This window comes from Colwellia sp. C2M11 (assembly GCF_018860915.1).
Classification (GTDB): domain Bacteria; phylum Pseudomonadota; class Gammaproteobacteria; order Enterobacterales; family Alteromonadaceae; genus Colwellia.
In genome coordinates this window covers 83,202-97,537 of the sequence record NZ_JAHKQD010000003.1, presented here as the reverse complement: position 1 = coordinate 97,537, position 14,336 = coordinate 83,202, and the positions used below count along the sequence as shown (strand labels likewise).

Annotated in this window: 13 protein-coding genes; 4 read left to right on the top strand and 9 right to left on the bottom strand. The window is 37.0% G+C overall.

What is annotated here, in order from left to right; all coding sequences use genetic code 11:
• Positions 1 to 31: 31 nt before the first annotated feature.
• Positions 32 to 685 carry an AhpA/YtjB family protein gene (locus KO509_RS00410; protein ID WP_215971308.1) on the top strand — a complete coding sequence of 218 codons (654 nt, stop codon included), beginning with the start codon at positions 32 to 34 and terminating at the stop codon, positions 683 to 685.
• Here KO509_RS00410 and KO509_RS00405 read toward each other — a convergent pair.
• Together KO509_RS00405 and purL are read right to left on the bottom strand one after the other, a co-directional pair.
• Positions 682 to 1,527 carry a TatD family hydrolase gene (locus KO509_RS00405; RefSeq protein ID WP_215971307.1) on the bottom strand — a complete coding sequence of 282 codons (846 nt, stop codon included), beginning with the start codon at positions 1,525 to 1,527 and terminating at the stop codon, positions 682 to 684. The genes KO509_RS00410 and KO509_RS00405 overlap by 4 nt on opposite strands.
• A gap of 153 nt (positions 1,528 to 1,680) precedes the next feature.
• On the bottom strand, positions 1,681 to 5,646 hold the full coding sequence (gene purL / locus KO509_RS00400; protein WP_215971376.1) for a phosphoribosylformylglycinamidine synthase: 3,966 nt from the start codon (positions 5,644 to 5,646) through the stop codon (positions 1,681 to 1,683).
• Positions 5,647 to 5,860: 214 nt separating this feature from the next.
• On the opposite strand from purL, the gene mltF reads away from it, so the two are divergent.
• Together mltF and KO509_RS18150 are read left to right on the top strand one after the other, a co-directional pair.
• The gene (mltF, locus tag KO509_RS00395) at positions 5,861 to 7,351 is read left to right on the top strand and encodes a membrane-bound lytic murein transglycosylase MltF (protein WP_215971306.1); all 1,491 of its coding nucleotides are present in this window, start codon (positions 5,861 to 5,863) and stop codon (positions 7,349 to 7,351) included.
• A gap of 214 nt (positions 7,352 to 7,565) precedes the next feature.
• Positions 7,566 to 7,700 carry a hypothetical protein gene (locus KO509_RS18150; protein WP_289847510.1) on the top strand — a complete coding sequence of 45 codons (135 nt, stop codon included), beginning with the start codon at positions 7,566 to 7,568 and terminating at the stop codon, positions 7,698 to 7,700.
• A 31-nt stretch (positions 7,701 to 7,731) separates the two neighbouring features.
• Here the strand turns inward: KO509_RS18150 and tadA are convergent, their stop codons facing one another.
• From tadA to KO509_RS00360, 7 genes are all read right to left on the bottom strand, one after another.
• Positions 7,732 to 8,238 (bottom strand): tRNA adenosine(34) deaminase TadA, encoded by a 507-nt coding sequence (tadA, locus tag KO509_RS00390; protein WP_215971305.1) that lies wholly within the window; start codon positions 8,236 to 8,238, stop codon positions 7,732 to 7,734.
• Entirely contained in the window at positions 8,238 to 9,458 is a 1,221-nt protein-coding gene (hemW, locus tag KO509_RS00385; RefSeq protein WP_303495259.1) for a radical SAM family heme chaperone HemW, read from the bottom strand. The genes tadA and hemW overlap by 1 nt, the downstream gene beginning before the upstream one ends.
• A gap of 42 nt (positions 9,459 to 9,500) precedes the next feature.
• On the bottom strand, positions 9,501 to 10,103 hold the full coding sequence (gene rdgB, locus KO509_RS00380; RefSeq protein ID WP_215971304.1) for an RdgB/HAM1 family non-canonical purine NTP pyrophosphatase: 603 nt from the start codon (positions 10,101 to 10,103) through the stop codon (positions 9,501 to 9,503).
• Between the two features lie 123 nt (positions 10,104 to 10,226).
• Entirely contained in the window at positions 10,227 to 10,667 is a 441-nt protein-coding gene (locus tag KO509_RS00375; protein ID WP_215971303.1) for a DUF4426 domain-containing protein, read from the bottom strand.
• 174 nt (positions 10,668 to 10,841) lie between these two features.
• Entirely contained in the window at positions 10,842 to 11,387 is a 546-nt protein-coding gene (locus KO509_RS00370; RefSeq protein WP_215971302.1) for a YggT family protein, read from the bottom strand.
• Between the two features lie 84 nt (positions 11,388 to 11,471).
• Positions 11,472 to 12,290 carry a pyrroline-5-carboxylate reductase gene (gene proC, locus KO509_RS00365; RefSeq protein ID WP_215971374.1) on the bottom strand — a complete coding sequence of 273 codons (819 nt, stop codon included), beginning with the start codon at positions 12,288 to 12,290 and terminating at the stop codon, positions 11,472 to 11,474.
• Positions 12,291 to 12,383: 93 nt separating this feature from the next.
• A complete protein-coding gene (locus tag KO509_RS00360) occupies positions 12,384 to 13,142 on the bottom strand; it encodes a YggS family pyridoxal phosphate-dependent enzyme (protein ID WP_215971301.1) in 759 nt (252 codons plus the stop codon).
• A 144-nt stretch (positions 13,143 to 13,286) separates the two neighbouring features.
• On the opposite strand from KO509_RS00360, the gene KO509_RS00355 reads away from it, so the two are divergent.
• Positions 13,287 to 14,330 (top strand): type IV pilus twitching motility protein PilT, encoded by a 1,044-nt coding sequence (locus tag KO509_RS00355; RefSeq protein WP_215971300.1) that lies wholly within the window; start codon positions 13,287 to 13,289, stop codon positions 14,328 to 14,330.
• Positions 14,331 to 14,336: the final 6 nt, after the last annotated feature.

Here is a 14,336-nt window from a genome sequence, read left to right as displayed (position 1 = left end):
AGGTGCATGTATTTCGATACCATGCATTTTTATGATGAATAAATTAGAACAGCCTTTATACCCTAAACTATCGTCAATTTATAATAAAATTCTGCAATTAGTTAGTGCTATTTTGCTTATAGTCTTGCTGCTGGTATTTTTAGTGGATAATACAGAAAAAAATAATCAAATTATTGAGCAGCATTTTGAACAAGTTGCCGATAAACTTTTAGGGCAAGCTATTGCCGGCATTTCAGTAATTTTAATGAATAATAGTAATTCTATCTCCAAAATAGAACGTAATGCTCAAGTACAGTCCTATGTAAATAATCTTGCTGATGCTGATTATATTAAACATGTACATTTTTATGATAACACTGGACAGTTACTGTTGAAGTCCGAGTCGAGTGGTGAAGTTAGCAGTACGATTAAATATCTTTATGGTATTGATGAAGTGATGCCGTCACTTGATAAAAGTAAACTATATGTTCCCGTTATTAAAGAAATTAGAAATACAGAGCTTCAGGGCTATTTACGACTGACGATAGAAAAGTCTTATTTAACGTCAGCGTTAATGCATAACAACTATGAAAGTCATACATCGTTCAGGTTATTACTTATTGTCGCAGGCGTTATCGGTTTTCTCCTGACACGAGGTTTAAATCGATTTAGTAGACAAGGCTATAGAGCACCTAAAACCTACTAACTAAAGAATAACTCTTCAACATTATGCTCTATCTGTGCAGCAATCATTGTTGCTGGCTCGTCTCTTATCACTGATAAAGCCTGAAATACTGCAAGTACATTTAGCGGAGAGTTATTGCTGCCTTGAGTTCCAAAAGGGGGCATAGACGGAGCATCAGTTTCTAATAATAAGCTGGATAAAGGTAGACGCTTTACTGCATCAATTGTTTTTTTAGCTCTAGGGTAGGTGATAGTACCGCCAATACCTAGCTTAAACCCTAAATTCACATAGTCTTTAGCTTGTTGATAACTTCCTGAAAATGCATGTATAACCCCTGCGTTTGCCAGTTTATATTGTTTTAGTAACGCTAGTATTAGTGGGTGTGATTGGCAGTGATGAATAATAACGGGTAAATTATTTTCTTTTGCAATGCCTAATTGCATTTCAAAAAACGCTTCTTGTAATTGAATGTTTTTATTATATTCATCTTCATTCCTTGTACTTGTTTTTGCTTTGCAAATATCAATACCGCACTCTCCAATCGCAACAATTTTATTCTGATGAGAGCTATGATTATCGATGATCGCTTGCTTGAGTTTAAGCTCCTGTGAAGCAACATCATAATTTTTTGGCAAGTTAATATCTTGTTGTATAACAAACCAAGGATGAAAGCCTAAACTGCATGTTATATTTATTGGTGTGATTTTTTCTGTTAACGATATGACTCTTTGCCAGTGGCTTGGCTTAACAGCAGGAACAATAATACGGTGAATGTTATTTGTGTCACATTGCTGTAGAAGTTGAGAGAGGTTAGCGTCAAAGGCAGAGAAATCAAGATGGCAATGACTATCGGTAAACTGCATCATCGCCTCTTTATTTGATAAAAAACTAACGAACAATGGTTGGTGACTGCTCGTTAATTATTTATTGTAGTTGAAATTTTTTAAGTAAATCGTATGTAAGTCAGCAGCGCTTTTGTTTTAACAACATGGTTAGCACTGCTGGCTCGTTATTACTTAGCCGATAAATGCTCTTGCATTGCGGAACATGCGAACCCAAGGTGAATCTTCACCCCAGCTATCAGGATGCCATGAATTAGCAACCGTTCTAAATACACGTTCAGGATGAGGCATCATAATGGTTACACGACCATCAGTCGTTGTTAATGAGGTAATACCGTCTACTGAGCCGTTAGGGTTAGCAGGGTAAGTTTCAGTAACATCACCGTAGTTATTGACAAAACGCATTGATACTGTGCCTGAATTATTTGCAGCATCAATTGCTTCATCAGATTTAAACTCAGCATGACCTTCACCGTGTGAAACAGCGATTGGCATACGAGAACCTGCCATACCTTTAAATAATACAGAAGGACTTTCTTGAATTTCAACTAATGAGAAACGTGCTTCAAAGCGCTCAGATTTGTTTTGCACAAAATGAGGCCAGTGCTCAGCGCCAGGGATGATTTCTTTTAAATTAGATAACATCTGACAACCGTTACACACACCTAAACTAAAGGTATCTTCACGTTCAAAGAAAGCCTTAAACATAGCACGTGCATTGGTATTAAATAGAATTGATTTTGCCCAACCTTCACCAGCACCTAATACGTCACCGTATGAGAAACCACCGCAAGCAACTAAACCATTAAAATCGGCTAAATCAGTTCTGCCAGATAATATGTCTGACATATGCACATCAATAGCTACAAAACCGGCTCTATCAAAGGATGCCGCCATTTCTACATGGGAGTTAACACCTTGCTCACGTAAAATAGCAATGCGTGGGTTGGTGAGCACACTATTAGTAGAATTAGCAGCATCTTTAGCAATCAAATCGGCCACAATATCTTCATTAATATCAAATGTAAGCTTTGTGTTTAAGCCTGGATCTTCAGTATCAAATTTAACATCATGTTCTTGTTGAGCACATTCAGGATTATCACGCAGCGATTGCATTTTATAAGTTGTTTGTGCCCAAGTAGTGCGGTAATAAGTACGAGAATTCTCCAGTACTACTTCACCGTCACGGCTAAAGCGAATAATGTCTTCGTCATTAAGCGTACCTACTACAGTACTGCAAGCTAAAATACCGTGCTCAGTTAAAACAGAATTAACTGTTTCAATGTCACTGTCAAGTACTTGAATTACACCACCTAACTCTTCATTGAATAAGGTTGCTAAATCATCGTTAGCACCATTTGATAACTTACTGATATCAATATCAACACCTGTATGGCCTGCAAATGCCATTTCACTAATCGTTGTAAATAAGCCACCATCTGAAATATCGTGATAAGCAATGACTTTTTCAGCGCGAACTAAGGTTTGCATCGCGTTGAAGAAGCCTTTTAATATTTCTGGATTATCAACATCTGGTGTTTCACTACCAAGTTGTTTGTAAACTTGTGCTAAACATGAACCACCCAAGCGTTTTTTGCCTTGAGATAAGTCAATAGCGATAAGACGTGTTGCACCTTTATCAGAGCGAAGCTCTGGAGTGACTGTTTTACGTATATCTTCAACAGCACCAAAAGCTGTAATAATAAGTGAAAGTGGAGATGTTACTGATTTTTGTACACCATCATCTTCCCATTGAGTCTTCATCGACATTGAGTCTTTGCCCACAGGGATAGTTAAGCCAAGCGCAGGGCATAACTCCTCACCAATGGCTTTAACCGCTTCATAAAGACCAGCATCTTCGCCAGGGTGACCGGCAGGTGACATCCAGTTTGCAGAAAGTTTGATACGGTTTAATCTATCACCGTCAGAGCCAGCGATATCAGTACCTGCAATATTGGTTAGTGATTCAGCTACAGCTAAGCGAGCAGAAGCACCAAAGTTTAATAAGGCAACCGGCGTACGTTCGCCTAACGACATCGCTTCACCGTGGTAAGAATCAAGCGCTGATGCGGTAACACCACAATCGGCAACAGGAACTTGCCAAGGACCAACCATTTGATCACGATTAACCATACCGGTTACAGATCTATCACCAATGGTTATAAGAAACGTTTTTTCAGCAACGGTAGGAAGACTTAAGATTCTATCTGCAGCATCAGTTAATGTAACTTTACTTAAATCTAGGCAATCTCCAACGGCTTTTGCTGACTTAACATCTTTGATAATCTTAGGTGTTTTACCTAACAGAACATCAAGTGGTAAATCAATTGGTGTATTTAGTTTTTCATCATCAGCGAAATGTGAATCAGTAACCGTTAAGTGTTCTTCTTCTGTAGCACGACCAACAACTGCATATGGTGCACGTTCACGTTCACATATTTTTTTAAACGTTGCTAAATTTTTATCTGAAACAGCAATAACGTAACGCTCTTGAGATTCGTTACACCAAATTTCATGTGGTGCCATGCTGCGTTCATCATTTGGCACATTACGCAGTTCAAATACACCACCACGTCCGCCATCAGATACTAATTCAGGAAAGGCATTAGATAAACCACCTGCGCCAACATCATGAATGAAGGCGATTGGATTGTTTTCACCAAGTTGCCAACATTTATCGATTACTTCCTGACAACGACGTTCCATTTCAGGGTTTTCACGTTGAACAGAGGCAAAATCTAGATTTTCAGCGGATTGACCTGAAGCCATTGATGATGCTGCACCGCCACCTAAACCAATGTTCATTGCCGGACCACCTAAAGCGATCAAGTTTGCACCTACAACGATTTCACGCTTTTGTACGTGCTCATCACGAATATTACCTAAACCACCAGCAAGCATAATAGGCTTATGGTAACCACGTACTTCAACGCCGTTGAATGAATTAACTTCTTCTTCGTAAGTACGGAAGTAACCTAAAATAGCAGGGCGACCAAATTCATTGTTAAATGCTGCGCCACCCAATGGACCTTCCATCATAATGTCGAATGCATTAACAATACGGCTTGGTTTGCCAAAATCGGTTTCCCAAGGTTGGACAAACTCAGGAATACGTAAATTAGATACAGAAAAACCAACTAAACCTGCTTTAGGTTTAGAGCCTACACCTGTTGCCCCTTCATCACGAATTTCACCACCACTACCTGTTGCTGCACCAGGGTAAGGTGAAATAGCAGTAGGGTGGTTATGGGTTTCAACCTTCATCAATACCTGAATATCTTCCTGGTGATAACCGTAAACATTTGTTTCAGCATTAGGGAAGAAACGTCCACCTTTATTACCAACCATTACAGCAGCATTATCACTATAAGCACTAAGCACGTAATCGCTGTTTAGTTCGTGTGTATTACGAATCATTTTAAATAATGATTTCTCTTGCTTAACGCCATCAATAGTCCAATCAGCGTTAAATATTTTATGGCGACAATGTTCCGAGTTTGCTTGCGCAAACATATATAGTTCAATATCGTGCGGGTTGCGGCCTAATTTAGTGAAGTTTTCAAATAAATAATTAACTTCATCTTCAGCAAGTGCTAAGCCTAATTCAACGTTAGCGTTAACTAAAGCTGCCTTACCACCGTTTTCAATATCAATGGCTGTAAGCTTGCCTGGTTCGCTGCTAGCAAATAATAAGCTTGCTTGCTCAAAGTCATTGAAAATACTTTCCATCATGCGGTCATGCAATAATGCATTTAATTGTACTTCTTGAGCTGAAGTTAATGTTTTACCATCCTCTATTGATACGTAGTAAGCAATACCACGCTCCAAACGAACGATGTTAGTAAGACCACAGTTATGTGCAATATCAGTAGATTTAGATGACCAAGGAGAGATAGTGCCTGGACGAGGAGTCACCAATAAAAACAAACCATTAGGTTGATGTTCTTCAATGGTAGGACCATAAGTAAGTAATTGCTGTAATACATTCTCATCGTTTGAACTTAATTCTTCTTTAAGTTGAGCAAAATGAGCAAATTCAGCATAAATATCATTTACCGGTAGCTGTAATTCTTCACATTGAGTTAATAACTTTTTAACTCTGAATTCCGAAAGTGCAGGAGCGCCACGAAGGTTTTTAATTAACGTCGTCTTAGGCATCGTCATAGGGTAATCACCAAGTTTTTATAGGTTTTTTGATTAGACTAACTATCGAGCTTAGCCTAAGCGAAAATTTCGCGCGTATTATAGTTTAAAACTCAACTTTTAGTAAGCGTTAAAAGCTTCTGTTTGTATGAAAATTTAACTTTTAAAAAAAGAGCTTGGCTAACAAGGAAATACACGACACAATTACACTATGAAATTTATAAATTGTCACTCAAAAAAGTCATTAATAATACAAAAGGTATTTATTACTTTTCTATTACTTGGGGCGCTTGTTTCTTGTAGTGAAAAAAATCAAAAAGTAACCTTTGAACGTATTATTGAGCGTGGTTATATCACGATTGGTACTTTATATGGTGCCAATAGTTTTTATGCGCAAGGTAATGATATTCAAGGTAATGGCATGGAGATGGATGCCTACGCAGGATTTGAATATGAATTGGCAAAACAGTATGCTGATTATTTAAATGTCTCGTTAAAAATTGTACCAAGTTACTCTTTGGATGAACTCTTTGCTAAGCTAAACTCTGGAGAAGTTGATCTGCTGGCTGCTGGCTTAGCAGTAACAGAAAAGCGTTTGCTTGATTTTGATTTTGCCCCGAGCTATACAAATGTCAGTCAAAAATTGGTCTTTAAACAAGGTAATGTAAGACCTAGAGAAGTAAGCGATTTGACAGGAACTTTAATGGTGACAGCTAGCTCTAGCCATGTAGAAAGTTTAAATAAACTTAAACAAATTCATCCTGATCTTAAATGGATTGAAACAAGTGATTTTGACGGTGAAGAGTTATTGGCTAAATTACTTAATGATGAAATAGATTATACCATTGTTGACAGTAATACGCTGGCGTCAAGTCGTCGCTATTATCCTGAAATTAGTATCGGTTTTACTATTCAAGAAACAGAGCCTTTAGCATGGATGGTAAATAAAACTACTGACGACGCTATTTTAGCAAGTTTAGTCGAGTTTTTTGGTCAAGTTCATCACAATGGTTCTTTGCTGGCGCTAGATGATAAATACTATGGACATATTGAGCAGTTCAATTACGTAGAAACACGCACTTTTATTAAGGCTGTGAAAACTAGATTACCTGAATATCAAAATATTTTTCAAAAATATAGTCAAGATATCGATTGGCGATTACTGGCAGCAATTAGTTATCAAGAATCGCATTGGAAGCCACATGCTCGTTCACATACCGGTGTAAGAGGTATGATGATGTTAACGTTAGCTACGGCTAAACAAATGGGGATCAAAAGTCGTTTAGATCCAGAACAAAGTATTCGTGGTGGAAGTAAATATTTCAAGCGCATGATAGCTAAAATGCCTGATCGAATTCCAAATCCAGATCGTATTTGGTTTGCGTTAGCGTCTTATAATGTTGGTTTTGGCCATTTAAATGATGCACGTATTATTACACAGCAACAAGGCGGTGATCCTGATCGCTGGGTAGAAGTAAAAGCTCGCTTACCATTATTACAACAAAAGAAATATTATAAAAATACCAAATATGGTTACGCTCGAGGAACTGAGCCGGTGCATTATGTTGATAATATTCGCCGTTACTACGATACGCTAACTTGGCTAGATGACAAGTCAAAAGAAGCTATTGAGAAAGCCATTGAAGAAGTTGAAGCAATGGACGCCGCAGAAAAAAGTTTAGAAGAAGAAGCAGCTGAATAAAAGTGTTGTTTCGATGGTATTATTTTTTTTAATTTAATCCTTTGCCTTATTCTTTGCTGATATTAGCTGATTCCATATTTATATACATGCGAAATCCAGCAATAGCGACTACTTAGAACAATTTAATTAACTTGTATTTTGTCATATTCGTGTCATATTTATCGACAATAATGTGTGCGAATTAATTTTAACTACTAATACAAGAGAGAATAAAATGAAAAATAGAAGACAAGCAACTGCAAGAAAGAAACATTTAAAAGTACAACATCATAAAGTAAACTCACGACGTCAATTTTTCTTCAATCAAGTTGTGAATCAAGAGTCAGCACAACAAACAAAAGAAAATTAATTCTTTTGTTTTTACTATGGTAAGTAATAAATTATTTAAACTCTGATGTAAGCTTTAATGCTTTCTTAGCTAATTTCTTTTCACTACGTCTGCGTTTAAAAAAGCCTGATAATAATTCACTACATTGCTCAACCATAATCCCACCATCTACCTCTATTTGATGGTTTAGTTGCGATGTTCCTACCAGATTGAAAATACTTCCAGCAGCGCCTGTTTTTAAGTCGGGGCTTGCATACACTAAACGCTGAATTCTACTATGTACCAATAAACCTGCACACATAGGACAAGGTTCAAGCGTTACATACAAAGTGCAGTTCAATAGTCGATAATTATTAAGGTATTTTCCTGCTTGGCGGATTGCGATCATCTCAGCATGAGCAGAGGGATCATTACGTAATATAGATTGATTAAAGCCTTCACCGATAATATCTCCTTGATAGACAACGACGGCACCAACAGGAATTTCATTATGTTGCTCTGCTTGTTGGGCGAGTTCATATGCTCGTTGCATAAAAGTTAGATCATTGTCAGTGGTCATTAAAGAAAAAGCTCCAGTAAATCATTTAAATATCTATGTCCAAGCGCTGTTACCTGCCATGTTTCTTGATTAGGGGGAGTATCAAGGCATTCCATTAATAGTTTAGTTTGTGCCTGTTGTAATATTGGTAATATAGTGGTTGAAGCTAACCCCGTTCGTTGTTGATAATGGCTGAGTGTAAAAGGGGAAGATAATCTTAATTGGTTCATCATATACTCAAATGGTAACTCTTCATGAGAGACAGTAGTTAAGTGATCTAGTGGATCTCGAGTTGAATCTAGGTACCCTTTAGGATGCTTTACTTTTACTGTTCGTTGAATAATGTTTGACTCAACATTGGTAATTTTACCGTGAGCACCACAACCTATCCCAAGGTAATCACCAAAGCGCCAGTAATTTAGATTATGTTGGCATTGCTTGCTGTTTTTATTGTCTTTTTCCGTCGGCTTTAAACTAAAAGCTGATATTTCGTATTGCTTATAACCAGCCTCAGTTAGTAATTTGAAGCCTTCGTCTTGAATATTCCATAAGGTTTCATCTTGCGGTAGTTTTGGTGGTTTAGAATAAAAAGCTGTATTAGGCTCAATAGTTAATTGATACCAAGAAAGGTGATCGGGCTTAAGGTTAATCGCCGTTTTTAAATCGTCTAGAGCATTTTCGATACTTTGATTAGGTAAGCCGTGCATTAAATCTAAATTAAAGCTTTGAACACCAGAATTTGTAGCAAGTTGTGCAGCTTGCTTTGCTTGGTCAACATTATGAATTCTACCAAGTTTGACTAATTTTTCTGATTCAAAACTTTGTACGCCAATAGACAAGCGAGTAACCCCTGCCTCGGCAAAGCCAATAAATTTATCTGCTTCTACAGTACCTGGGTTTGCTTCTAGTGTAACTTCTATCAATTCTTCTGGTGCAGCGCTTTGTAATGCACCATTAATAAATCGTGAAAATACTTGTTGCAGTAAACTTTCAATCGATTGCGCTGAAAATAAACTAGGTGTTCCGCCACCAATAAAAATAGAATGTAGTGGTCTTTTTTGTAAATTAAATCGCTCAATATCTGCATCTAAATCAGCGATCAAAGCCTGTACATAATCTTGTTCAGGTATTTTTGATTTAAGTGCATGGGAATTAAAATCACAATAAGGACACTTTTCAACACACCATGGTATGTGAATATATAAAGAAAGCGGTGGTGTTGTTAACAAGTTAGTACTCACTATTAATTTCTATGTTACAAGCCAAATAAATTGTTTTTATAATTACTTGGCTAATTTTTTTATCAGTTGTGCTAAAGCTTGACCACGATGACTTAGCTTATTTTTCACTTCACGGGGTAATTGTGCTGAGGACAATTGTAAGTCTTCTTGCCAAAAAATAGGATCATAACCAAAACCTTGCTCGCCTTTTTTTTCGTGGCTAATACTACCTTGCCAAATACCATGACAAATAATGGGGGTAGGGTCATTTTCATGTTTCATATATACCAATACACAATGGAAGCGTGCTTTGCGTTGTTCAGTAGGCGTATCTTTTAATGCATTAAGAAGCTTGCTCATATTGTCATTGTCAGTGACGTGATCACCAACAATATCACTCGCATAACGGGCAGAATAAACACCAGGAGCGCCATTTAACGCATCAACTTCTAAACCTGAATCATCAGCAATAGCAGGTAATCCTGTTATTTTAGCTGCATGGCGCGCTTTGATAATGGCATTTTCAACGAAAGTTGTACCTGTTTCTGCAATGTCTGGCACATTAAAATTACTTTGCGGTACTATTTCTATTTGATATTTACTAAGCAGGCTAGCTAACTCTTTAACTTTACCTTGGTTGCCAGTGGCTAAAACTATTGTAGGCATAAATGACAGGACTATATAAATGAATAATTGTCGGCAATAATACGGGAAAAAAGAGAGCGGTACTAGGTTATATTCTCAAGGTTATGACCCTAAGCCCTTTATACCTTCTCTTTTGGTATAGATTTAATCAACATAAAATTTTTGGGAAAACGTTAATGTCTGCTGTTCTTTACCGTCATTAATTTCCAAGGTGAAATGCAATGTTTCTTCATCGTTATAGCTAACTTGCGCTAAATAATAGATAGCATCACCTTCTTTTACTTCTTCAAACGCTAAGTTTTTAAATTGGCCCAAATTATTTTTTGCTTGGCCAATAATACTAACCGTTTTAGCTGGGTGACCTGCCTTTGTATTATCAAGTACTGAAATATTAACTAATCCATTATAGCGACTACGCGTTATACCGTAAGCTTTAGCTATTTCAGGCGTAAAAAAGGTTGAACCGATTGCCATGTAATGAACGTTCATTGAGCCTAATGGTTTCATGTTTTCGGCGTTAGCACTCGATATAACTAATAAGCTTATCGTGAACGCCAATAATAATTTAACGATTAGATTATTCATATTATTTCCTGATTTGTTGGTTTAAAAATAGCCGGCTCTAAATAGATAGTAATAAAACAGACTTTTTATTTTTTATATTAATTCAAATGGGCGGTGCTAGTTATCTCACCTCAAGTTTATATTTAAGATGTTTATGAGTATAATATCCACGCCTCTCTGAACCTCTATTTTGCGTTATAAAGCTCCCCAGTAGGGTAAAGATCCTGACAGGAGAATATTGATAACATTCATCGCTAAAAAGGCAACAATCATAGATAAATCTAAACCACCTAAATTAGGAATAATACGTCTAATAGGGTTTAAAAATGGTTCAGTGAGTTGATGGAATACTGCTAGGGTAGGGTTATAACCTTGAACAACCCAACTCATTACCGCCATAATAATCATTATCATAAACAATAAAAAGCCCGCTTGTTTTAACAGCACTAACAAACCGATATAAAAAGCTAATAAACCTAAGCTTTGACCTGTTATGGCTGCTAAGGTAAAAAACTTTAAAGTGGCGACAGCATATGCAATTAATATTGTGGCTAAATCTATCCCACCTAATCCAGGTACAATACGGCGTACCGGCACAACCAAAGGATTACTCACTTTTACAACGAACTGACTTAAAGGATTATAAAAATCAGCTTTTACCCATTGCAGCCAAACTCTCATGATCAAAATTATTAATAAGGCATCAAAAGCGAATCTTAATAAGTATGTAATTGCTTCCATATTTTCTCCTAAGTAGCAATATAATCTCTTAGTATACTGCTATTGTATTTATTGTAATCTACACTCTATTTGTTACTTGAAATGTTAGTTGCCTTTTGCCATTTCTTCAGCTCGGGCTATTGCGGCATTCATTGCATTACCGACCATTTCTTCAATACCATCTGCTCTAAACTGCTCAAGAGCAGCAAAGGTAGTGCCGCCTTTTGAAGTGACATTTTCTCGTAGTGTACTAATTGCTGCACTGCTATGCTCTACCATTTGTGCTGCACCAAGTGCAGTTTGTTGTACTAACATTCTGCTTTCTTCTGCGCTAAAGCCTAGCGTTTGTGCGTGTTTTTCCATTGCTTCCATAAACAAGAAAAAATAAGCGGGTGCAGAGCCTGCCACAGCAATAACATCATTTATTTTATCCTCAGTTGGGAGCCAGATCACTTTACCAACAGCAGACATCAACTTATCACTTGCAGCTTTTTGTTCTTTACTGACTTCATTTGAAGCAAACATGCCACTCATGCCTAAACCTAATTGTGATGGTGTGTTTGGCATAACGCGAACAAGGGCGGCATTACAATGAAGTGCCTGTTGAATTTGAGCAACTGTTGTACCCGCAGCTACAGAAATAAACAATTTATTTGATATATCTAATGCACTACTAAGTTGCTCACAAACATCACAAATAAAATGTGGTTTTACACTTAATACGATAATATCAGCAAAAGTTGCCGCTTCGATATTATCACTGGTATGTTGTACGCCAAACTCGTTAGCTAGCTGTACTCTTTTCTCAGGAGACGGATTGGCAACCATAATGTTTTTTGCTGCAACACCTGAGCTTATTAGCCCTACAATGATTGCACGGGCCATATTACCTGCGCCAATAAATGCTATTTTATTCATGAAAATTATCTACCTTTTTGTGCGAATACGTTTTGTTAGGTTACTTGTGTCAGAGTACTTTTTTAGGGTACTTTCTTCAGAGGAAGTACTGACTTATATTTAACTTCTCTCTCCAAAAATGGCCGTACCAATTCTGACCATAGTGGAACCATGTGTAATAGCCAACGTTAAATCGTTCGACATTCCCATGGATAGCGTATCTACAGTAGGATATTGGGCTTGTAATTTGTTAAACAAGTGCTGCATTTTTACATAACTTGTTTCTCCAGCATTTTTCTCTGGAATGGCCATTAATCCTCGTAAGGTGAGTTTATCACAATTATTAACGACTTCAGCCAAAGAAAATACTTCATCTATCATAATGCCAGATTTCGATGCCTCTTCACTAATATTGACTTGTAAACAAATGTTTAGCGCGTTATCTTTGCAAGGAACTTGCTGATTTAAATCATTTAAATGTTCATTTAAGCGTAATGCTATTTTGGCTCTATCTACACTGTGAACCCAGTTGAAGTTTTGAGCGATAAGCTTGGTTTTATTCGATTGAATAGGGCCAATAAAATGCCAGCAAATATTAGATAAATGTGACAGTTTAGTGATTTTCTCTACTGCCTCTTGTAAATAGTTTTCACCAAAATCACGCTGTCCAGCTAAGTAAGCTTGTTCTATTGCTGCTATAGGTTTAGTTTTACTTACGGCAAGCAAAGTTATAGGATTTTGTCTACTATCGGAATATGACAGATTTTCTTGCTTAGAGGTAATATCCGCGTGATGATGAAAATTAACACGAGAACTTGCATGGTAAGCCTGATCTATTTTTGATTTTATTTTTTGGATATTTTCGTTAATTTTATTCATTATGTTAGTTAGTAGCATTTGACTGATATATTTTTATTGATAATAACAGTTTGTGAGATTGGTATAAAATACTAACGATCGCTATTTTGGACTGTGATACTTTTACCATCTATATTTTGATAAATAATACCACCGAGGTTTTTTATGGATATTACTGAACTACTTGCCTTTAGTGTGCAACATGAAGCATCAGATTTACACTTATCGACCGGGTCACCGCCTTTGATTCGTGTTGATGGTGATGTTCGTAAACTTAATATACCCGCTTTTGACGCTAAAGATGTTAACGCATTAGTCTACGACATTATGAATGATCGTCAACGTAAAGAATATGAAGAAAAGTTAGAAGTGGATTTCTCCTTTGAAGTGCCTAATTTGGCTCGTTTTAGGGTTAATGCTTTTAATCAAAATAGGGGGCCTGCAGCGGTATTTCGTACTATCCCGAGTACAATATTATCTCTTGATGATTTAGGTTGCCCTGATATTTTTAGGGATATCTCTGATACGCCGCGTGGTTTAGTTTTGGTTACAGGTCCTACAGGCTCAGGTAAATCGACAACGTTAGCGGCAATGGTTGATTATATTAATGATTCGAAAAATGATCATATTTTAACTATCGAAGATCCAATAGAATTTGTACATGAAAATAAAATGTGTTTGATTAATCAGCGTGAAGTACATCGTGATACATTAAGTTTTGAGGCAGCATTACGTTCAGCTTTACGTGAAGATCCAGATGTTATTCTTGTCGGTGAAATGCGTGATTTAGAAACTATTCGTCTTGCCATGACTGCCGCTGAAACAGGGCACTTGGTTTTTGGTACCCTTCATACAACGTCTGCTCCTAAAACGATTGATCGTATTATTGATGTTTTTCCGGCAGCGGAAAAAGCGATGGTACGCTCCATGTTATCAGAGTCTCTTAGAGCCGTTATTTCTCAAACGTTAATTAAAAAAGTGGGCGGTGGTCGTGTCGCCGCTCATGAGATTATGATTGGTACGCCAGCTATTCGTAATTTAATTCGTGAAGATAAAATTGCACAAATGTATTCATCAATTCAAACGGGTATGTCGAATGGTATGCAAACCATGGATCAGTGCTTACAAAATTTAGTTAGTCGAGGCATTATTACTAAAGGCTCGGCTATGGAAAAAGCCGTTGATAAAAATCAGTTCAGAAGCTTTTAAATTATG